This is a genomic window from Streptomyces sp. DvalAA-14 (assembly GCF_900091855.1).
GTDB lineage: Bacteria > Actinomycetota > Actinomycetes > Streptomycetales > Streptomycetaceae > Actinacidiphila.
On sequence record NZ_FMCH01000390.1, the window covers coordinates 16,916 to 38,428 of the forward strand.

Annotated in this window: 13 protein-coding genes, 1 tRNA gene and 4 pseudogenes; 8 read left to right on the forward strand and 10 right to left on the reverse strand. The window is 65.8% G+C overall.

The genetic code is table 11. The features are described 5' to 3' along the window. Positions 1–84 precede the first annotated feature (84 nt). Positions 85–645 (forward strand): hypothetical protein, encoded by a 561-nt coding sequence (locus tag GA0115240_RS20705; protein WP_093738372.1) that lies wholly within the window; start codon positions 85–87, stop codon positions 643–645. Between the two features lie 180 nt (positions 646–825). Here GA0115240_RS20705 and GA0115240_RS20710 read toward each other — a convergent pair whose 3' ends face one another. The 6 genes and pseudogenes from GA0115240_RS20710 to GA0115240_RS39335 form a co-directional block, all read right to left on the reverse strand. After that, a complete protein-coding gene (locus GA0115240_RS20710; RefSeq protein WP_161302331.1) occupies positions 826–1,596 on the reverse strand; it encodes a DUF3883 domain-containing protein in 771 nt (256 codons plus the stop codon). Positions 1,597–1,778: 182 nt separating this feature from the next. Further along, entirely contained in the window at positions 1,779–2,054 is a 276-nt protein-coding gene (locus GA0115240_RS38415; RefSeq protein ID WP_237555055.1) for a hypothetical protein, read from the reverse strand. A gap of 558 nt (positions 2,055–2,612) precedes the next feature. After that, positions 2,613–3,329, reverse strand: a pseudogene (locus tag GA0115240_RS39330) (SNF2-related protein); the annotation flags it as partial. Positions 3,330–3,740: 411 nt separating this feature from the next. Then, positions 3,741–5,075, reverse strand: coding sequence for a hypothetical protein (locus GA0115240_RS20720; RefSeq protein ID WP_141708908.1), 1,335 nt, complete (start codon positions 5,073–5,075; stop codon positions 3,741–3,743). A 33-nt stretch (positions 5,076–5,108) separates the two neighbouring features. Beyond that, the gene (locus tag GA0115240_RS38420; protein WP_237555056.1) at positions 5,109–5,684 is read right to left on the reverse strand and encodes a hypothetical protein; all 576 of its coding nucleotides are present in this window, start codon (positions 5,682–5,684) and stop codon (positions 5,109–5,111) included. A 1,170-nt stretch (positions 5,685–6,854) separates the two neighbouring features. Then, positions 6,855–7,100: pseudogene (locus GA0115240_RS39335) on the reverse strand (DUF1156 domain-containing protein); the annotation flags it as partial. Between the two features lie 507 nt (positions 7,101–7,607). Between GA0115240_RS39335 and GA0115240_RS37045 the strand changes: the two are divergent. Beyond that, a tRNA-Ser gene (locus tag GA0115240_RS37045) sits at positions 7,608–7,764 on the forward strand. Between the two features lie 345 nt (positions 7,765–8,109). On the opposite strand, the gene GA0115240_RS20735 is transcribed toward GA0115240_RS37045, so the two are convergent. Next, complete coding sequence (locus tag GA0115240_RS20735; RefSeq protein ID WP_256069905.1) at positions 8,110–9,615, reverse strand: alpha/beta hydrolase; 1,506 nt, start codon at positions 9,613–9,615, stop codon at positions 8,110–8,112. A gap of 167 nt (positions 9,616–9,782) precedes the next feature. On the opposite strand from GA0115240_RS20735, the pseudogene GA0115240_RS37050 reads away from it, so the two are divergent. Further along, positions 9,783–10,098 (forward strand): annotated as a pseudogene (locus GA0115240_RS37050) (DUF4343 domain-containing protein); the annotation flags it as partial. Positions 10,099–10,663: 565 nt separating this feature from the next. Here GA0115240_RS37050 and GA0115240_RS20740 read toward each other — a convergent pair. Further along, positions 10,664–11,359: a type 1 glutamine amidotransferase domain-containing protein gene (locus tag GA0115240_RS20740; protein ID WP_176725126.1), complete on the reverse strand. Its 696-nt coding sequence runs from the start codon at positions 11,357–11,359 to the stop codon at positions 10,664–10,666. A gap of 356 nt (positions 11,360–11,715) precedes the next feature. Here GA0115240_RS20740 and GA0115240_RS20745 point away from each other — a divergent pair, with 356 nt between their 5' ends. Continuing rightward, positions 11,716–13,776: a cell wall-binding repeat-containing protein gene (locus GA0115240_RS20745; RefSeq protein WP_141708909.1), complete on the forward strand. Its 2,061-nt coding sequence runs from the start codon at positions 11,716–11,718 to the stop codon at positions 13,774–13,776. A gap of 255 nt (positions 13,777–14,031) precedes the next feature. Here GA0115240_RS20745 and GA0115240_RS20750 read toward each other — a convergent pair whose 3' ends face one another. Further along, complete coding sequence (locus GA0115240_RS20750; protein ID WP_093738388.1) at positions 14,032–14,811, reverse strand: alpha/beta fold hydrolase; 780 nt, start codon at positions 14,809–14,811, stop codon at positions 14,032–14,034. Positions 14,812–15,078: 267 nt separating this feature from the next. Between GA0115240_RS20750 and GA0115240_RS20755 the strand changes: the two genes are divergently transcribed. From GA0115240_RS20755 to GA0115240_RS20770, 4 genes are all read left to right on the forward strand, one after another. Next, the gene (locus GA0115240_RS20755) at positions 15,079–15,384 is read left to right on the forward strand and encodes a hypothetical protein (RefSeq protein WP_093738390.1); all 306 of its coding nucleotides are present in this window, start codon (positions 15,079–15,081) and stop codon (positions 15,382–15,384) included. A gap of 400 nt (positions 15,385–15,784) precedes the next feature. Further along, a complete protein-coding gene (locus GA0115240_RS20760; protein ID WP_237555058.1) occupies positions 15,785–16,762 on the forward strand; it encodes a DUF1906 domain-containing protein in 978 nt (325 codons plus the stop codon). 182 nt (positions 16,763–16,944) lie between these two features. Then, the gene (locus GA0115240_RS20765) at positions 16,945–17,520 is read left to right on the forward strand and encodes a SigE family RNA polymerase sigma factor (RefSeq protein WP_093738392.1); all 576 of its coding nucleotides are present in this window, start codon (positions 16,945–16,947) and stop codon (positions 17,518–17,520) included. A 201-nt stretch (positions 17,521–17,721) separates the two neighbouring features. After that, positions 17,722–19,371: a long-chain fatty acid--CoA ligase gene (locus GA0115240_RS20770; protein ID WP_093738408.1), complete on the forward strand. Its 1,650-nt coding sequence runs from the start codon at positions 17,722–17,724 to the stop codon at positions 19,369–19,371. 122 nt (positions 19,372–19,493) lie between these two features. On the opposite strand, the pseudogene GA0115240_RS38425 reads toward GA0115240_RS20770, so the two are convergent. Next, positions 19,494–21,513, reverse strand: a pseudogene (locus GA0115240_RS38425) (hypothetical protein); the annotation flags it as partial.

The following is a 21,513-nucleotide window of genomic DNA, read 5'->3' on the forward strand; positions in this document are numbered from 1 at the left end:
AGAACGGCGAAGGGAGCCCCAAGCCCGCGCCGCTCCTCCTAAAATCCTCAAGAGGTCTTTACGGCTCACGGGGCGGGGGATGGCTTGGACAGTTCCGAGCAGCTCTTAACGATCGTCGCCGTGCTGCTGGGCGCGCTGACCACCTACGTCACCAACTACTGGACCGAGCGCCAGCGCATCCGCCGCGAGCTGCTGACCCGCTGGGACGACAAGAAACTGGACGCTTACGAGGGCTACATCGACCGCGTTCGCGCCGGCGTCTTCATCGCGGTCGAACTGTACGAGCACACTGAGGACATCCGCCGCAGCGACGAACCCGAGTCCCAGATTCGTGCCCAGCTCACCGAGGCCGCCCACTTCCGCGGCCGTGCCTTCGAGCGCGTCATGCTCCTGGGCGGCGACGATGTCGTGGAGGCCGGCCACAACCTCAACGCGGCAGCCCTCGAAGTCGACTGGCAGGCCACAGGCAAGACTCCCGGCTCCCTGGAGCACTGGCGCGACCGCAACCGCGCCGTCTTCCGCGCCATCAACGCCTTCCACCAGGCCGCCCGCGACGACCTCGGCGTCAGCGGATCAGTGGTCGGGGAGACACATCCGGAGAGGGGCTTGTTGCTCCCGCCAGCCCGGCGCGGAGAGGACAGGTGATCGTCGGTTCGTGGCAGACACCAGGAATTGGTTCAGCGAACTGGGAGGGTGCCCGACGTGCGATCACCCGAAGCATTTGACTGACTGCGCCAACTGCGGGGAGTTCCCAGCAAGCTAGGCCAGATGGCTCCGGCTGCCGTGATTAGCCGTACTTGTGCAAAATACGCCTGTATCGATCTCTCAGTCACCATCCGCTTGTGTCACGAGGTACTGAGTCGGCATGGCTGTCAAGTGTTTCGACGCCAAAAGTCCTTCCAGCCCTCGAAAAATCAATGGGTACCCAAGTTTTGTCAGCTTGTCAAATTCATCTTTAGCGGGCGTCTTCAGGGATACTCCGCCCCAAAAATGGATCTCATACGCACTCTCGAAACGGTGAGCCATTCTCCATTCATTCCGACTTAGAAAGAAGCGTACTGCTGTCTCTCCGCTAGCTTTGACCTCGATCAATCGCTTTGGTGTCAGATTTAGGTCCTCGATATCGTATCCCAGCGTCTCATCATCTCTTGCGACCCAGCGTACCTTGGCAGCGTCGCTTGCTATACTCCGACAATATCGATAACTGTAGAGTTCACCCCTATTTCCCATGTCCTTTCTAAAGTCGATCTCCGGACCTGCAGTCGGAGGAAGAAGAGACCATACGTCACTTATCTCGGCTACCAGATCGGCCGCAACCGTCAACTGGTCTGTCAATGCGACGGCTCCTGTGAAACGCCTCAGGATACCAGTCAGTTGGGGTGCTACTGATAGTGCCAGTTCCTTAGGACAGCTCAGAGATCGAGATGGGTTGATGTTACTTACCTCAAGAAGGCTTCGAGCTTGGCCGGCGAACAGCCCAGAACGAATGAGCGCAAGGCCCAACAGCTTGCCACCCGATTGATGGTCCTGCGTGGCGATCTTGACCCCAGCTTTCGTGACTTTTAGCCGGGTATCTTGAGCTTCTACAAGGCCCATGTGTATCAAGATGTCGAGGAGGATAGGGACGTCATCGATGGGGCCGCCACATTGCCGCCACAGGTCCCGACGAGCCGTCTGGGTATCGATGCCCGGTGGAGGGTAACGTCGAATCGTCGTGAGCATCACGGGAAGACGGACCACTCGAACGGCAGTCAACCAATTACCAAGATCCCGCGATATCACTTGCTCTGCCCCAACAGGTAGCGCAGTAGGGACTCCAGGTCTTCCTGATTTCCCTCCGCGTCTACGGAGGGGTCCTCGGAAAGATCAATGGGCAGTAGCTCCGCTCCTTCGAGTAGCTGCTGCATTCGGCGAGACTTGGAGGTCAAAGAAGCCTCTACCAAAGCATCGACCGTCTCGCGTCCGTCTACAAGCGCCTCAATGATGTGAATATTCACTGCGGCGTCTGCTGGCAGCCCTAGACGGTGAATTCGATCGATGGACTGCAAGTACATTGCACAGTCATACGTCCGATCAAGGTAAATTGCATTATGACATGAGCTATGCAAAGAGATTGACTCAGAGCATGAGGCGGGATTTGTTACTAGAACCGCAGGCCCTGTCTCTTGAAGAAATCGCTCGATCACCGACTCCCGGGTGTCTCCTTCGCCAGCTGCTTCTGTATCGGCCCTGGCGTCGCTGTGCAAGGCATCCCGACCTGCCGGGACTCGACCATCAATCTGATAGCACGGGATGCCCAAAGTATCCGCGACGAGATGTCGAAAGTGGTCGAGGTTGGCCACAAAGTTGCTCCAGCATACAACTTTTTCTCCTCTGTGGGCGATAGACGTAATTAGCTCCAACGCCACAGCAGACTTTGCTGGTATCTCCCCAGTCGATCCGTAATTTGCAAGGCGCTCCATCAAAGTTGGACTAGCATCTTCAATTCGAGGAAGTCGAAAGTATGCATCCTTGGATGAGAACACCAACGGATTTGTAGCGGCCTGCAAAAGTCGAATTGGACGTCCTCGTAGGAGGCTGTCAATCTTGTCTCGCCACGTTGCGGCGTCTGCAATCTTCTGCCGGAACCGATTCTCAATCAACTCATAAATCTCGGCTTGTGTGCCTATAAGATGAGCCACGTGATGATGAATTGAGTAGGGCGGGAGGCCTAGGGCAGACTTTGGGGTACGCGAGACGAATGGCATGACTTCGCGAATCACGCTATCGAAGTCATTATCGACTCTGGCCGCAAATGCGTCTCTAGTTCCCGTCAATTGGCCATCCGGCCACAGAATGTTTAGTTGACTATATAGATCCCGACCTGACTGTGGCATCGGAGTCCCGGAGAGAACAATACGCACTTTGGCTCGCTTCGCGAGCTCGACGAGCGCGGGCGCCCAAACTCCCCCACGAAATCTCTTCACACGGTGTGACTCATCAACAATTAGCATGACGTTGTGAGTGACAAAGAGGTCGAGCAACATCAACTGATCGGCTGCCGCGGTTGGGTAACTGAGGAGCAGCAGATCCCTCGTCCGCGTCTGTTGGTAGATGGTTTGCCGCTGACGCGCTGTCCCTCGGACCCTCCTGGCTCTGATCAGGGAGCCAACTGCAATGCGTGTCTCTTTTTCCCACGGATCGAAGCACGCCAAGGGCCCAACCACCACAACCAGATCGACTGTTCCAGACTGCAGATGGGTTACAGCCGTGGCTAGCGTTGTTGTTGTTTTTCCAGCTCCCGGAACGGAGAAATTTCCAACATTGATTGCTGTTAGGGCGTGGGCCACGCCTGCACGCTGATGCGGTCGGAGTTGTCTTTCCGCCGACCAACCAAAGCCTTGCAGCGAGGAGTCGACCCGCGAGAAGTCGAAATCGACTGAATCCTCTTTTGTTTTGTGCAGCCTCTTTGGTCCTTATAAAACTAAGTCGACGCTCTAGTTCCGCGCTTACAGTAGTCTGAACTTCGCCGGCGCCTTCTGCGTCCCACCCATTGGCGAGGAGCCAGTCGTAGACTCTAAGAACCAATGTAGAAGCACTAAGTCGCCTGCGCTGACAACGATAGGCACCCTCTATCGCCTTCGCTCCCAGAACGCTCCGGAAAAATAGTCGAGCTTGCCGGTCAGTTGCTAGCGCGTCGCCGATAACTAGGAGTTCATCATCAACGAACTTTAGCGTGACCCTCTTAGGGTTTTCCATCTCTACTTGGCGCGATCTGTGAAGTGCCTGTTGGCCTCGACCCACTGAAATATCTTATTCAACTTCTCTCTCACGAGGGAGCCTTCGTCGGTCGACAAGGCGATGCTCAGGCGATCTCTCTCCGTGAGTACATCCAGGCGATTGCAAACTTCCTGGAGTACCTGAGCAACATCGTCCTGCTGCGACGCCGAGAAACCGTCAATTGCTAGCTCGATTGCGCTGCCAACTGCCCCCTTCGGATAGTTCGCGACATCGGGACCAGGGCCCTCATCATCGGTCTCGATTTCTTCCTCTCCACCAGTGTCGATCGGCGCGGATGATCCAGGACTAGAGAGGGACGGGCCAGCTGTGACATCCCATCCTGCTTCGGCATCCGCCACTGTGCTAGCTAGTTTATCGAATCTGGGTCTATCGGACTTGAACATCGCTCGGATTGCGCGAATGTCGAGATGTCCCTTATTTGCTCGGACCGCGGCGAATAGAGTTTGTAGAATCTGGGCAGCCTCCTGGGGATACTGCTCCTCGACCTGCATCATCATACGGCCGATATCGCGGAACCGTTCCAGTGTCTTCAAAAGCCGATGGTACTGGCCGGCCTGTTCTGAGTCCTCAAGGAAGATATCCATATATTTGACCGCAAACAGGTCACGTACGACTTCCCCTTTCGACTTTTCGACCATGCTCTGCAGTTCGCCAGCTACGGACTCAATGCTTTCACGATCGAACCAATCGACATCGCGATTCTCCGCAGCTTCACGCAGAGCTAGTAGGTAGTCAATGTCGTTGTAACGAACCTTGAAATTCTCCGTGAGTTGCTCTCGTTGCTCCATCTCAAGCAACGAGGGTTCGTCGATCTCCCCGATGGGAAGGATGATGGTCTGGACCCATTCAAGGCCTGTGGAACCAATCTCTCTTTGGAGCCGTTTGACCATGGAGAGGCGACGGTTTCCATTGCGCACCGTTCCATCTGGCCGAATCCAGAGCGGTGACTCTTGCTTCCGTCGAATCCAATCATTTCTGAGAGATTCGTAGCTCCCGCTTGGCTTTCCTACTACCTGGTCGCCCTCGACCCGGTGAGAGACATCCAAGAGTAGTGAGGCTATGGAGATCTCGTCAGCGGGGTTATTTTCGGGGTCGAGTTGTCGACCCAGGTGCTCCTCCGCCCACATCCGCTCCGCTCGAAAGCGGCGATTATCCGCATTCAGCAGCAGCGCGTCCACTGGCACGCGGTACACCTCAAAATCACGCCATCCATCTTGTACCCAGATGCGGACGCTATGACCAGCGAATTTCTTCTGCTGCTCGATGATGTACTTACGTTCCTCTGAACTACGCATTTTCCCCCCAGGCCGCGTCGTCTGACGCTATCTTTAGAATACTTTGGCGAATCGAGGCCGAGCCATAGCGATAGCGAATGAGAAATTTTGGGTGTCAGCATCATTGACCTCCAGAGGTTTCATCTCGGAGACCCAGATGCTGACTTCGTCTGTGAGCGCCTCTGCGATCGTAGCGTCCTTCGGCCGGCAGACGACGACAACGTCCCACTCACAGTTACCAGGATTACTATGATGCCCCATGTGCTCGTCGCTGCGAATCGGCCAAAGCTTCGTGACTGCAAGTCCGGCGTAGTCCAAAGCCACCCCCACTGCCTTCCACGCGTCGGGGTTGGAAGAATGATAAGTGAAGGCAAAGGGATTAGATCCCCGAGCACGCTTTACCATTTCGCTGAGGCAAGAACCGAGCTGCTTTCCGAACGACTGAACAGGATCTTCGCGTTTGGGTAGCAGGGGATCGCCGGCGAGATCGAGCTCTCCGAACCAAGCGCGATGGAACTCTGACAATTCGTCGTACGCGATGAAGTCAAAATAGGGAGGATCGAATATGGCGACATCAATCTTCTCAAGTGCCTCAATATCAGAAGCGGATGTGGCATTCTTCAGCCCCACCCAGAGAGGCTGGGGGTTTTCGGAGAAGGAGAAGAGATTCGGTACCGGTTGGCAAATTTGAGTATCCCAAATGTGCCGACGGACTTTCCTTGTATCTGACTTTGCAACACGTTCGATACAGGCTGCAATAGTTCCGCGTCCGGCCGTCGCATGTAGTGGGTTGAGTTCCACTGTCAAGGCTGGAAGAGAATATCCCCGCACCGAGAATAGGGCGGACAGTCGACCATAGTCGGTCGCATACCCGCACAGTCTGTTGTTGGTCGCGAGAGCGTTTGAGACTGCAAGCTCAAGCGCTCGGCGAAAACTCTCGACTTGAACATTTTCGCGGATCCAACTCAGTGCGTGTCCCAACACAAGCAACTGACGCGGAGTGAAGAGATCCTCGTACCTGTCGATGCCGTAGCTCCGAGGTCGCTCGTCAGACCGCGTTGCTCTGATCTCTCCATCGGGGTGTGGAAGATGATGACGCTGTACGCTCCACTGCCGAGTGGATTTGACTTGCTCAGCTTCATCCGCACTACTGGGAGCCCGAAGGCGGCGTCGGCCATTTGTCTGCGTCTCTTCGACGGCCAGGACACGCCGACTGGCGGCGCCAGTCTTAAGTTCGCGATGGGTAGACGCAACGCCGCATGATGGGCAGTTGTATGCTCCTGATCGGAATGTACCTTGCGAAATCTTGAACCGCTTACCGCAGCACTGTATCTCTTTGCGATCTATCGATTCCAGATCATGAAGCTTCGAGCATAGCGGGCAGAAGACTGTAACTGCATGGTCGCGTACAACGGCGCCCATTTTCTTCGGATCCCGTACCAAGATCAAATTGCGATAGAGAGGTCCTGTTGAATTACACGAGGGGCATTGCACTTCTGCGATCGAGAAGTAGTGCAAGGGTTCCGCTTCGGGTCCCGAAGGGTAAAGCCAGGACAAACGTGAGTTAAGATGGTCAAGTAGAAGTTTGCCATATTCTCGCAGTCGTTTTCCGTCGACCGGCGCAAGCTCTGACTTGACAATGCGAACAGACATGGGGTCTACGTCTGAGCCCATAACGGAAGCACCCAGCCGCTGGGCTTCCACCAGAGTTGAGCCCCCGCCCATGAATGGGTCGTAGACGGTCTTGCCCGCCAGGTGATGGTCTTCTGACGAATATTTATCCCAAAATTCCTGAGCCCCTACATTGGAAGGAAGGACACTCGCAATGAGTAGTGCACGGAGTAGAGCTGGGGGGCGTCGAGCCCACCAACGGTGGGCAGCGTAAGCTGGATCCCGCACTCGCCGGTCTTTGGCAATCAGTTGCGAGAGCTCGCGTGCAGGAAACCACATTTCGAGCAGAGATGGGCTTGCCTGCGGCTCGCTCCTGAGTTCTGTAAAGTACTCTGCGAACCGGAGTTGGGTTCCTGCTGCGACGTCGAGGGTCATGGTTCTCCATTTTATAGTGACGGCTGATGGAGACTCCAGATGCTGTCATGGTCCGAGTCGCACAGCGTCCCACCGGTGAAGGATAGCTGCTCCGTGATCTATCGCGCCTGCAAACTTGAGGTTCACTCGCCTGGGGTACGACATGGGCTGTTGTGTATCGATGTCAGATATTGGTACATATGCTTAAGTTTGTCGGTCATTGTCGCTGTGGTCTGATCATCGATGTAGCTCGGGAACCCCGTGAGGGGAGCTGAGCCTTGCGCTTGCAACGGCTCGGCGGCTGTTGCCGGTACATTGGCGGAGTCGCAAGCTGAAGGGTTTCCGGTGTCTGACCAGCGCAGACATGCCCCCTCAAGAATCTCCGACTCCGTCTGCCGGGCCCTCCCGCTGACGGCTGGTGGTGGAACTGCGCTGTGGGGGTGTGGCTGTGGTGACCTTGAACGTGCTTCACAGATCTGACGCAGCCGGACTGTGCTCCCACAGCTGCGGGGCTGTTTCTCTCTGGACGGAGGCTGTGGTCGACCTATGGTCAGAGGTCAGTTCTGCCTCGCTCGGACAGCGACTCCGCCGTAGGTCACACCTCGCGCCCCCCCCACACCGCCAGTCGGTCTTGAAAACCGTCGTGGCAGCGATGTCACCGTGGGTTCAAATCCCACAGCCTCCGCCCAGGTCGGCGTAGTCGCACGTCAGAGGGGGTGCCCCGAGGTTCGGGGCACCCCCTCTGTGCTGCGGCTGCCTCGCCTCCGGCCGCACGTATCCCGCTGTCGACCAGCCTGGGTGGACCAGAGGACGACCGGATTACGGGGTGTCAGCCCTGGTCGGGGCTGACACCCCGTCGGTCTTCGAAGGCTGCCCGTCCACTGTGCCGGGCGGAAACGAGGTCGGGACCTCGCGTCCGATGGCGTTGCGCGGATCCATCCCTTGTGGGGACCGTCCGGCGTGGTGATGGCCGCCCGGAGCCCCTGGGAGCGAACCGGTGTGCTGGCTGGCCGGCGGATCCGTACGGGCCTCAGGACGACATGCTGCCCCGGCAAACCGTCCCCGGGGCCGGGGTGTGGCCCGTGCGGAGGTACCGGTCGACCGTCTCCGCGACGCAAGTGTTCTGCGGGTATGTGCCGTGGCCCTCCTCCTCGGCCGTCAGGAGCACGCCGACACCGTCGCCCAAGGCGCGGGCCATGTGGCGGGCGCCGGAGTAGGGGGTATTCGGGTCGCCGGTGCCGCCGACCACGAGGACGGGGGCCGCGCCCTCCGCGTTCACTTGGAGCGTGGCGCGCTCGCCGTTGAACGGCCAGTCGTAACAGAGGTAGACGCCGATGGACCAGGCCGCGCCGAAGACGGGCGAGGCAGCTTTGACGCGGGCCCCGTCCCGGTCGAGTTGTTCGAAGCCGGGGCGCAGGCTGGAGTCCGCGCAGGTGATCGCGATCTGGGCGGGGTGGCTGCTGTCGCCCGGGGTCGCAGCGGGGTCGGCGGATCCGTTGTCGTCCGCGCCCTCGCTCAGCGGACGGCCGTCGTTGTGGTCGATCAAGGCGGAGAGGGCCTTGGCAAGCGGGGACCAGGCGTCGGTGCCGAGGCCGAGATAGGCGCTGACGTCGTACGCGAGGTCGTCGGCGTCGAGCTTCCTTCCGTCGCCGGCAGGGGCGGGCTTCTTCGTCAGGCGGTCGGCGAGGCGCGCCATGCGTCGGGCGGCCTCCTCGGGCCCGTCGCCGGTCGGGCACTGGCGGATACGGGCCGCGCAGTGCGCAGCGAACCGGTCGAATGCCGCTTGGACCGCCTTGACCTGCGACACCTGCTTCTCGTCGAGGTCCTCGGTCGGATCGACGGATGCTTCGAGGACGAGCCGTCCGACGTGTGACGGGTACAGGTGGGCGTAGACCGCGCCGAGCGCCGTTCCGTACGAGACGCCGAAGTAGTGCAGCCGCTCGTCACCGAGGAGGTAGCGCATCAGGTCGAGGTCACGCGCGGTGTGCGAGGTGCCGATGTACGGGAGAAGCGCCCGGGAGTGGTCGGCGCAGGCGTGGGCCCGGCCGTAGGGAGCGTCGTCCGCGGTCTTCCCGCAGCGCACGGGGATGGTCGCGCCGACGCCGCGCGGGTCGAAGGACACCAGGTCATAGCGGTCGAGAAGCGGCTCGTACTGGTTGAGGAATTCGGGCAGTCCCCGCACGCCGGACACGCCGGGGCCGCCGAAGTTCAGGACGAGCGAGCCGATGCGCCGGGCGTTCGGGCCGGTGGCCTTGCGGCGGATCAGGGCGACATCGATCGTCCTGCCGTCTGGTTTCCGGTAGTCGAGGGGGGTCTTCATGGTGGCGCAGTCGTAGCCCGTGCGCGCGGTGGGCGGCGAGGTGCAGCGGGACCACTGGAGGTGCTGGCCGGTGGTGAGCACGGTGGGCAAGCCGGTAGGCGGGTTGTTCGCGGTGAGCTCCGTACGCGGCTCCGCACTCCGGCGAGGAGCGTCGTGCTGGAGCAAGGCGCCGACGACCCCGATCGCGGCGAGAACGACCCCGGCGATGATGCGCACACCGACCGAGAGGCCCGGTCTGCGGCTTCGTATCGCATGTGCGTCACCCACTGAAAATCCCCGCGCTCCCGCCCCTGGACATCCGCCCCGTGCCCGCATGCCCGTACCCGTGATCGTCCGATCGTCGAATGAGTGCAGGGTACAAGCCGCCTCCGACAACTCGGCTCAAGGTCGTACCGGCACTGGTCAACGCCGACGGATCACGGTTGCCGGGCCCGGACGCGGTTGACCCGCGGACACTCGTGCTGGTCGGCGAAATTGCCCAACTCTGATCCGATTACCGCCAGTTCGTCCTGGACGGAGTCATTCATACGCAGCGCCCTGCTGGCCGCCCACGGACTCGGCCTGCCGTCCGCGATTGTGGTTGATGTCGGCCAACTGGACGGCGGGCGACGGGCAGTGATCGGGGCCTACGCCGCTTGGGCGAGCGGAATGTACGCCGCCGACCCCGACGTGGTTCTTGATGTCGTTCTTCGACCCTGAGCAGCTCTCCGCACCGGCGGGCCTGTTCTCGGCGACAGCCTCGCGGCGATCCGTGACGTACTGATAGGCGAGCCGAGCGTCCGCGCGGAGGACTGCGGAGGACTATCGCCCTCTCTTCGTATCGGGAGGGCTGTCGGTCATGGATGCCAGAATCGGCGGCATGACGCTGTTCGACTACTTCTCGGCTGTTGACGATCAAGCCGCTGTCGCTGTGGCCGAATCGTCTGGAGGGCCCGGTCGGGCCGCGCTCGACGCGGTGTCCCTGAAAGGGATCGACCCGGTGGTTGCCATGGCCCGGCTCGAAGCGATAGCGACCGACTGCAGCTATGAGGAAGCCTGTCAGCGGCCGCGATCCGGGCAGTTGGTGTCGGGGCCGGACGCAGACGGTCCGCTTGTCTTCAGCTTGAATTCATCGGCCCGCCCCCGCCCCGCCGAAGGGCGCTCCCGCACCTTTCGGCTCAGGCGGCTCGGACGGTTCCGACCTCTCAGGCCGCTCGGTGAGGGCCGGCCGGTCGGCCGGCCCACATCGTCCCGGCCGCCCAGGCCGGAGCTTCGGCAATCGTCCTCACGCCAGGACCTGCAGCAGCTTCTCGCCCAGCACCGCCGCGGAGTGGGGGTTCTGCCCGGTGATGAGGTTGCGGTCCTCCACCAGGTACGGCTCCCAGATCGGGCCGCGGCTGTAGTCGACGCCGACCTTCTCCTTGAGGTCGGTCTCCAGCAGCCAGGTTGCCTTGGGGGCCAGGCCGACGGCCTCTTCCTCCTCGTTGGTGAAGCCGGTGACCTTGTAGCCCTTGAAGGGCGACTCGCCGTGGATCCGGGTGGCCAGCATCGCGGCCGGGCCGTGGCAGACGATCGCGAGCGGGTTGCCGGATTCGAGCTGGGCGGTGAGGAGCCGGCCCGCGTCGGCGTCGAACGCGAGGTCCGACATCGGGCCGTGGCCGCCCGGCAGATAGACCGCGTCGTAGTCCTCGAGGCGCACGTCGGCCAGCTCGAGCGGCCGGCGCATCACCTCCGCGTCGCGGATGATGCGCTCCAGCTCGAAGGCGCCTTTCTCGCCGCCTGCCATGGCGGGGCGCAGGCTCATCATGTCGACGTTCGGGATGGCGCCCCCGGGCGTCGCCACCACGACCTCGTGGCCGGCGTCGGTGAGCTCCTTGTACGGGTTCGCGAACTCCTCCGCCCAGTAACCGGTCGCGTACCTGGTGCCGTCCTGCAGGACCCAGTACGTCGCTCCGCTCACTATGAAAAGGACCTTCGCCATCACTCGTTCGCCTCCTCGTCGTGCTTGACCCATTTGGGTGCATTTCACTCCATTCCAGCGTAGACACCGATGTGATCGGATGCATGCGCACAGCGGCTCGATCTCGGGCAGTCGGCACGGGTGAGGCGACGGCGGTATCGCTCTGCGTCCCGGCGTGAACACCCTCCGTGTGCACGTCGGCCGGCCGAGCGCCGCGGCAACCGCGCGAGTCCCTCGCCGCCGGAATCGGACCGTAATTGTTTCGATCGTTGTCACCCCTGCCGCATATACTTCGGCGGCCGAACTACGGGACCACGGGGGTGGCAGGGGTCAGCGTCCCGGCGGCACATCAGTCTCGAAACCTGTGGGGGGTTTGCTTGAAGACAACCTCGCGCCGCAACCTTGCGGCGCTCATCTCGGTCGCCTCATTGGCGGCCGGCGCGCTCGCCGTCACCATGCCCAGTGCCGGAGCGACGACGATCAGCGCGAAGGGCGGAGTGATCGCCCTGTCCGGCGGCTCCGGCTCGCACCTGTACACGGTCAAGCCGGACGGCACCGGACTCACCTCGGTGCCCTCCATCGCCGACAACGGCATCACCGCGGGCTGGGCGCCCGACGGCACCCGGGTGGTGGCCGGCTCGAACGAGCAGCTGGTCACCGGGCGGACGACCGGCGACTCGTCGCTGATCAAGCTGCCCGGTGCGAACGGCGGCGCCCAGGGCCCGGGCTTCACCGGTCCCGTCTACTGGTTCGACGGCAGCTACGTCATCTCCGGCTCGGGCGGTGAGCTGTCCTACGGTCCGTCCGACGGCTCCTTCGCCTCGCAGCCGCTGCTCACCGGCGCCAAGTACCCGGCCGGCGTCTGGGACGACAACCCGACGACGAGCCCGACCGGCCAGGTCGCCTTCGACCGGGTCGCGACGGGCAGCGACGCCGCACCGGACGTATGGACGTACGACCCGACCGCCGACACCCTGGTGAAGACGATCACCAACGCCTCGTCCCCGGTGTACTCGGCCGACGGCAGTCAGCTGGCCTTCGTCCGGGTGGTGGACGGCCACCGACAGATCTTCACCGCGAAGGCGGACGGCACAGCTGTCACCCAGGTGACGACCACCGCGGCCGACCACCTGCACCCGACCTGGGACCCGGACGGCGGCCGGATCGCCTACGACGTCGCCGGGGACAGCAGCACCACCGTCGAGCTGGTCACGCTGTCCGACGGCTCGGTCAGCACGGTCAGCACCACCGGCATGAACCCGTCGTGGCAGCCGCTGCGCAAGAACATCTTCTCCCGGGTGTACGGCACCGGGGCGGTCACCGTCGACCAGGCCGCGTCGCGCTGGGCGTTCGACACCGTCGGCAAGGCGCACGTGCCGGGGCTGCTCCCGGCCAAGTCGGCGGTCCTGATCAACAAGGGCAACACGATCTACTCCTCGCCGGCGATCTCGCTCGCCGCCGAGAAGCAGGGCCCGGTCCTCATGACCTCGGCCAACTCGCTGGACTCGACCGCGTCCGCCGAGCTGAAGCGCACCCTGCCGAAGGGCGGCACCGTCTATGTGATCGGCGGTACCAACCTGATCAGCAGCGCCGAGGTCAACAAGGTGGCCGCGCTGGGCTACAAAATCGTGCGGCTCGGCGGCTCGGACCTCGCGTCGGTGTCGGTGCGGGTGGCCCAGCAGATCACCCGGGCCCCCGAATGGGTCTTTGTCGCGGACGGCAACGACTTCCACGACCCGATGTCGGCCTCCGCCGCCGCGGGCGCGCTGGGTTACCACGGCCTGGGAGTGGTGCTGCTCACGCGCGGCACCACGCCGACCAGTTCGATCACCAACTTCCTCAACGCGCTGAACCCCAGCAAGACCAACCTGGTGACGGTCGGGCACAACGCCGAAGTGACCCTGCTCAAGACGCCGTTGAAGAAGGACTGGAACTACTGGGCGATCGACGGCGGCTCGTCCGACAAGACGGCAGTCGACCTGGCGCAGTTCTGGTGGGCGGCCCCGGGCGTGGCGACCGTCCAGGACACCTGGACCTGGCAGAACGCGGCGGTGGGTGACGCGGTCAACGCCACCTACGGACCGATTCTGTGGTCCACCGAGGCGCTGCTGACTCCCTCCACCAAGGCGTATCTGACGCAGGAGTCGGCGAGTGTGCAGAACGTCCAGATGTTCGGGCCGAACACCTCGTACCCGCTGAACATGCGCACCGACCTGGCCAACGCGGTCGCCCTCGGCACCTCGTGGGTCGACACCGACTGGGCGGCGGGCGGCATTCCGCCGGCTGCCACCCCGACGGCGAAGGCCTCGGCCCGCGCCGCGACCATCGCGCCGACGTTCGCCGCTCCTGCGGCCACGCCGGGCGGCGGCCTCAGCTCGGCGCCCACGGTGATTCCCGGCCGGCACCCGCTGGACGGGCCTCGCCGTACGACGAACTGACCGCACCGCAACCAGTACGCGTCGCCGACAGGCGTCAGCCCGCCTGGCTTCACGGCTTTACGGCTCCCGGGCCGGACGGCCGTTCGGTCACGGTGACTGACCGGCAGTGACGACGAAGGGCCCGACCGCCTCGCGGTCGGGCCCTTCGCCTGTGCGTTCTCGACGTCAGGGCGGTCCCCTGCGGGTCGACCGCGTACCCGCTGCCCTGCCCGCCGTCCTGCCGTACGTGGCCCGGAACAGCGGCGCGGCCGGCCGTCACTCGCCCTCCGCCAGGAAGGTCAGCAGCTCCGACAACGACCGGGTGGGGTCCTCGACGTGCGCCGCGTGGCCGCCCGGGATCTCCACGAGCCGGCCGTCGGGGACCGCCGCGGCGATCTCGTACGCGTGCGCGGGCGCCACGAAGCGGTCGCCGGTGGCCGTGAGCACCAGCGTCGGTACGCGGAGGCGGGGCAGGTCGTCGCGTACGTCGATGCTCAGGGCGAGTTCGATCTGGGCGGTGGTGCCGAGTTCCGGTCGCAGCTCGCCGATCTGCCGCAGCACCTGCTGGAGGGCGCCCTCGGGCAGCGCGTCGAGATAGTCCTCGGCGAAGGAGAGCGAGGTGATCAGCCTGCTCGCGTCGTCGTCTCCCCTGGTGTACATCGAGGCCAGCAGTTGGAGGTTCAGCCGCAAGGTGGGGCGCGGACGGGCGAAGCCAGCAACCGTGATCAGGCGCGTGACGAACTCGGGGTGGCGGATGGCGGCGCGCACGGCGAGCGCGCCGCCGAGGGACGCGCCCGCCAGGGCGAACCGCTCCAGGCCCGCGTTGCGCGCCGCGGAGACCACCTGATCAGCGACGACGTCCAGATCGAGGGAGGTGCCGGCCGCCGGCAGGGGGCTGCCGCCGGAGCCGGGCAGGTTGGGAAGGACGACGGTGTGTTGGGCGGCGAGGCCTCCCAGGATCGTGTTCCAGGTGCGGAGACCGCTACTGCCTGTGCCGTGGAGCAGGACGAGGCCGGGCCCCGAGCCATGGACATCGAATGCCAACGATTCGGTCATAAGGTCATAATTTACGCCCGCGATGGCGGCGGTGACCACGGACGTCGGCCCGCATCGAGGGCGTGTTGGTGCAATCACCCGGAAACGGGCGGTCAGTGGGTTTATCGACAGATCGTCACGCTTGCGAGCTAAAAGGATCATGCGGGGGTATTCGGGCCGGTCGTGGTGGGCAATTCTCTTCCTGGCGACGCCGAATGAACGACGGTGGAGCGGTCGGCCAACCGCCCGCCGGACAGCACAAGAGTCTGTTTCCTGGGAGGGAACACCATGGCAAGCATCCGTACCGCCCGTGTCCTGGCCGCCGTCGCGGCACTGCCCCTCGCGGCGGTGCTGTTCGCAGGCACTGCTTCGGCCGACGACGGCGCTTTCGCGGGCCGGCACTCGAATGCGACGGTGGTGAGCAATTCCGGCGGCAACGTCGGCGGCCACAACTTCGGGAACGTGACGACGACCCAGCAGGCCGCAACCGGGGCCGGAGCCTCGAACCAGAACAACACCGCGAGCGTGGTCGGCTCCGGCTACACCTCCATCGACCAGGAGAACATCAACATCCACTTCGCGCAGCTCTGGTGACGACGCCGGGCCCGGTGGCAAGGGTTCGGTGACGTGACGCCGTGTCACCTGCCTGGGGCGGTGGCGCGGAGCGGCGGACGCGCGGTGGCATGAGAATGCGGCCGCGCGCCCGGCGTTTCCGGGGCGGGGGTCCGAGGGGGTCCGGGGGTCCGCGGGTCCGGGGCGAAGGTCCGGAGTGGGGCCCGGAGGGGGCCAGCAGGGGAAGCCCGAGAGGAGAAGGACGAGCCGGGAGTTCTGTCCACAGGCTGTGGACAAAGTTTCACCGCGCCGGACCGGCCCCTGGTCCGCCGAGGTGAAGCCGCCGCGAGCCCCTCCATGCTGCCGGACCAGCCGTACGGCAGACGAGTGGGTGGCGGCGTGTCTCCGTCGAACGGCGCCCGCACCGTCGTTCACTCACGGAATGACGCTGAAAAATACATTTATTCCTTATGTTCTTACCTGTGCGCTCACGCTGGCCGGGCTGCTGCTGCCGGCCGGCGCGGCGACCTCGGCGACGCCCCGCCCGCCGAAAGGCGCCGCGGGGGATACCGCCACGATCACCCCTGGCGCCGATGACGCCGTTGATGCCGGCGACGACGGTGACGGTGGCGCCGACGTCGCCGAGGTCGGGGACGCCGCTGCTGCCGCCCACGCCACCCCTGCCGCCGATCCCGCCCCCCGCGTCTTCAGCGGCAACGGATTCGACACCTGCCAGGCCCCTGACCTCGCCACCATGGACGCCTGGCGCACCCACTCCTCCTACGGCGCGGCCGGCATCTACTTCGGCGGCCGGGCCCGCGCCTGCTCGACCCAGGCCAACCTCACCCCGGACTGGGTGCGGCAGACCACCGCGTCGGGCTGGAGTCTGCTGCCGATCTACGTCGGCTCGCAGAGCCCTTGCGTCGAGGGCACCAACAAGAACCCCTACCTCATCGACACCAAGAATCCCGCCGCCCAAGGCACCTCCGAAGGTGCGGACGCCGTCCGCGCCGCCGGGGCACTCGGCCTCGATCCGGGCAGCGCGCTCTACCTCGACATGGAGGCGTACGACATCACCGACACCGCCTGCAAGGCGGCCACCTTGACGTATATCCAGGCATGGGACCGGGCGCTGCGGGCGGCCGGCTACCTCTCCGGCTTCTACAGCAGCGCGGACTCCGGCGTCACCCATCTGGAGAGCGCCCGCCGCGCGGGGGCCGCGGATCTGCCGGACGCGATCTGGTTCGGCCGCTGGGGCGTGCCGGCGAGCCTGGTCGACGAGCCGTCGCTGGCCGCCGACGCGTGGACCCCGCACGCCCGGATCCACCAGTACCACGGCAGCGTCACCGAGACGTACGGTGGCAAGTCGCTGAACATCGACCGCGACCTGCTCGACGCGCCCGTCGCCGTGGTGGGCTGACCCGTACCGCGCACCACAGGGAGTGCGCCGGGCGTCACACCAGGTGCATCCCCTGCGGGACACCACCCCCGGGCTCCGACCCTGGAAGGTGGGGAAGGCCCCCGGCCTACGACCTGAGAGTGATCCGTGGTCGGCACCTCCGGCCGATCCGCGCGACCCGGCTGTGCTCCTAGCGTGGAGCCATGACCACGCCTGTGTGCACCAGCGCCAATACGACGCAGTTCACGGCCTATGTCCGCACCAAGGGCCCGACGCTGCTGCGCACCGCGCGCTCCCTGACTCCCAACCCCGCCGACGCCGAGGATTTGCTGCAGACCGCGCTGACCAAGACCTATCTGGCCTGGGACCGCATCGACGACCACCGGGCCGTCGACGGCTATGTCCGCCGGACCCTGGTCAACACCCGGACCTCGCAGTGGCGCAAGCGCAAGGTGGACGAGTTCAGCACCGACGAGCTGCCGGAGCCGGCCGGTACCGGTCCCGACCTCACCGAGCAGCAGGCCCAGCGCGACGCCCTGCTGCGCGCCATCACCCGGCTCCCACCGCGGCAGCGGGCGATGGTCGTCCTGCGCTACTTCGAGGACATGAGCGAGGTGCAGACCGCCGAGCAGCTCGGCGTCTCGGTCGGCACGGTCAAGAGCGCGGTGTCGCGGGCGCTGGGCAAGCTGCGCGGGGATCCGGAACTGGCCCTGCTGCGCGGCGAGGTGGCCGCGCCGGCCGAGGATGCTGCGGCCGATGCGGAACTGACCGCGGCCTGAGCCGCCGCCCGCAGGCAGAGGGCCACGACCACCCGCCGCGAAACGCCGCCCGCGAGACCCCGGCCGGCGGTCCCGGATCGCCGCCCGCCGCCCCCACCCCCGACCGCCGCTGCGGAAGGTAACGCGGGGGTAGTGACATACCAAGTGGTATGCCAGCAGAATCACGAGCAACCGACCTCGTCGATGCCGCCGGAGGCCCGTGTGCTGAGCACCATGCAGGATGTTCCGCTGACCGTCACCCGGATTCTGGTGCACGGAGCGCAGGTGCACGGCCGATCCACGGTCACCACCTGGACCGGGGAGGGCGAGCCCAGGCGCCGCACCTTCCGGGAGATCGGCGAGCGCTCGATCCGGCTCGCGAACGCGCTGCGCGACGAGCTGGGTATCGACCGCGGCGACCGGGTCGGCACCCTGATGTGGAACAACGGCGAGCACATGGAGGCCTACCTCGCCATTCCCGCCATGGGCGCCGTGCTGCACACCTTGAACCTGCGGTTGCCCACGGATCAGCTGGTCTGGATCGTCAACCATGCCGCCGACCGCGTCATCCTGGTCAACGGCACGCTGCTGCCCCTGCTCGCCCCGCTGCTCCCCCGGCTGGAGTCCGTCGAGCACCTGGTCGTCGTCGGGCCCGGTGACCTCACGCTGCTCGACGAGTGCCGGCCCGTCGTGCACGAGTACGAGGCGCTGCTGGACGGCCGCCCGGCCACGTACGACTGGCCCGAGCTGGACGAACGCGAGGCCGCGGCCATGTGCTACACCTCCGGCACCACCGGCGACCCCAAGGGCGTCGTCTTCTCGCACCGCTCGGTCTATCTGCATTCGCTGCAGGTCAACACGACCGAGTCCATGGGCCTGAGCTCGCACGACCTCTCACTGCCGGTCGTGCCGATGTTCCATGTCAACGCCTGGGGGCTGCCGCACGCCGCCTTCATGTCCGGGATCAATCTGCTGATGCCGGACCGCTTCCTGCAGCCCGGGCCGCTCGCCGAGATGATCGAGAGCGAACGCCCCACGCACGCCGCCGCGGTGCCCACCATCTGGCAGGGCCTGCTCGCCGAACTCACCGCCAAGCCCCGGGACGTCAGCTCGCTCAGGCAGGTCACCATCGGCGGTTCGGCCTGCCCGCCGGCCCTGATGAAGGCTTTCGACGAGCAACTCGGCGTGCGGCTCTGCCATGCCTGGGGGATGACCGAGACCTCCCCGCTCGGCACCGTCGCCCAGTCGCCCGCCGGCGTCAGCGGCGAGGAGGAGTGGGCGTACCGCATCACGCAGGGCCGCTTCCCCGCCTCCGTCGAGCCCCGGCTGATCGGCCCGGACGGCGCGGTGATGCCGTGGGACGGGGAGTCGGCCGGTGAGCTGGAGGTGCGCGGCCCGTGGATCGCCGCCGCCTACTACGGCGGCGCGGGCGAGGAACCGCTGCGGCCGGAGGACAAGTTCAGCCCGGACGGCTGGCTGCGCACCGGTGATGTCGGGGTGATATCCGACGACGGCTACCTCACCCTCACCGACCGTGCCAAGGACGTCATCAAGTCGGGCGGCGAGTGGATCTCCTCGGTCGAGCTGGAGAACCACCTGATGGCGCACCCGGACGTGACCGAGGCGGCGGTGGTCGCGGTGCCCGACGAGCGCTGGGGGGAGCGCCCGCTGGCGACCGTCGTCCTGCGCGAGGGCGCGACCACCGGCTACGCGGACCTGCTCGCCTTCCTGGCGGACCGGATCGCCCGCTGGCAGCTGCCGGAGCGGTGGGCGATCGTGGCGGCGGTGCCGAAGACGAGCGTCGGGAAGTTCGACAAGAAGGTGATCCGGAAGGCCTACGCCAACGGGGAGTTGGACGTCACCACGCTCTGAGGGGTGGCGGCCGGGTGGCCGGTGCGCGGCAGCGCCCACCGGCCCCTCCTGAGCGCGGCCGTCGAGGACCGGGCGCCGCGGATATCTCCGGTAGCTCGGGCGCCGAAAGTGCCTCGGGTGCCTCAGGCGCCGATCTTGCCGAGCAGGTCCACGATCCGGGACTGCACGTCCGTACTCGTCGAACGCTCGGCGAGGAACAGCACCGTTTCGCCGGAGGCGAGCCGGGGCAGCTCGGCCGGGTCGATGTCGGCGGAGGTGTAGACGACCAGCGGCGTGTTGTTGAGCCGGCCGTTGCCGCGCAGCCAGTCCACGATGCCCTGCCGGCGGCGCCGGATCAGCATCAGGTCCATCACCACCAGATTCGGGTGGACCTGCGCGGCCTTCGTCATCGCGTCGGACTCGGAATCGGCGTGCGTGACCTGCATGCCGCGCCGCTCCAGGGTCGCGGCGAACGCCTGCGCTATCGGTTCGTGACTCTCCACCAGCAGGACGCGCGGCGGATGCTGCTCGCTGTCGCGCGGCGCGAGGGCCTTGAGCAGGACGGCCGGGTCGGCGCCGTACGCGGCCTCGCGCGTGGCCTGGCCGAGGCCCGCCGTCACCAGCACCGGTACGTCCGCCGCGGCCGCGGCCTGCCGCAGCGACTGCAGCGCGGTACGGGTGATCGGGCCGGTCAGCGGGTCCACGAAGAGCGCGGCCGGCGGTTCGGCGATCTGCGCGTCGACTTCTTCGCGCGATCGTACGATCACCGGACGGTAGCCCCGGTCGGTCAGCGCCTGGCGGGTGGAGATGTCCGGCTCGGGCCACACCAGCAGGCGGCGCGGCTCGTCGAGCAGCTCCTCCTGGTGGTCGTCGGTCACGTCGGTGACATCCACGGCACCGTTCGGACCGTCCAGCGGCTCCGGGCCCTCGGCGGCGCCTTCCGCGGGGGCGCCTATCGCGTAGGAACGACCGGGCGCGTGCGGAGGGAGCGGGGCCCGGGCCGGGCCCGGCTGCGGCGCGAGGGAGTGGTGCGGCCCGGCCTCCTGGGTGGGCGGCGCGGGCTGCTGCCGCATTTGCTGCTGGGCTTGCTGGGCGTGCTGGGCGTGATGGGGGGGTTGCGGCTGGTGTGGTTGCTGCGGTGCCTGTGCTTGCTGTGGCGCGTCCGGCTTGCGGGCCGGCAGCTGGCCGCTGTCCGGGTCCGCCTGCGGATGCTGCCGCGCCTGCGCCTCACCGCCCGGGCCCGAGGCGTCGGCCTGGCTCGGGATCTGGGCCGCTGCCTGATTCGGTGCCTGATTCGGTGCCTGGTTGGGCGCCTGGTTCTGCAGCTGATGGGGCATCTGGCTCGATGACGCCTGGCTCGGCAGCCGGCTCGGCACCTGCGGCAGGATGTGGCTCTGCTGCGGCTGGCTGTTCTGCGGCGGGGCGAGCCGCCGGCGGCGCCCCGAACCACCCGCCGCGACCTGGGCCGGCAGGCCCTGCGGGTTCTGGGCCTGGACGGACTGGGTGGGCGTCTGCGGCTGCGAGGAGTGCGGTTCCATCGCGAAGGGGACGCCCTGGCCGAGCGTGCGGACGCTTATGGCACGGCCGTGGCTCTGGTGGGACGGGTCCTGGGAGCGGGTCGGCGTACCCGGGTCGGCGACGCCGTTGGGGTTCGTGCCCGGGTGCGAGGGATCGGCCGGATTCTCCGCGTCGGGGGAGTTGGACATGGCGGGCGTGTTGAGCGCGTCGAGCCCGTGGGCGGGGCCGGCCGCGGTCGCCGCGGACGCCGGGTTCGGGGCCGTCGAGGGGGCGATCTGCGGCCAGGAGGACTGTCGGGGCAGCGCCGGCGGACCCGCGGGCTGTTCGGGGCCGATCGAACCGGGCACGGGCCAAGTGGAGAGGCCGCCGGCGGCCTGGGGCGATTGCTGGGGGCCGGCCTGCGCCGGATGCGGGGCCTGCGGCGGTACGGGGACGGGGCTGTTGTCGGCCGCGGGGCTGTTGTCGGGTGCGGCCGGTTCGAGGGCGCGGCGGGCGCGGCGGCCGGTGCCGCCGGGCCCGGTCGGCGGGGCGGATGCGGCCGGGGGGAGGGCGGGTTGGCCGCCACCTGCCGGGGTGCCGGTGCGGTCGGACTGAGCGCCGGTGTCTCCCGCCGGGCCCAGCGGACCGCCCGGGGCGCCGTGCTGG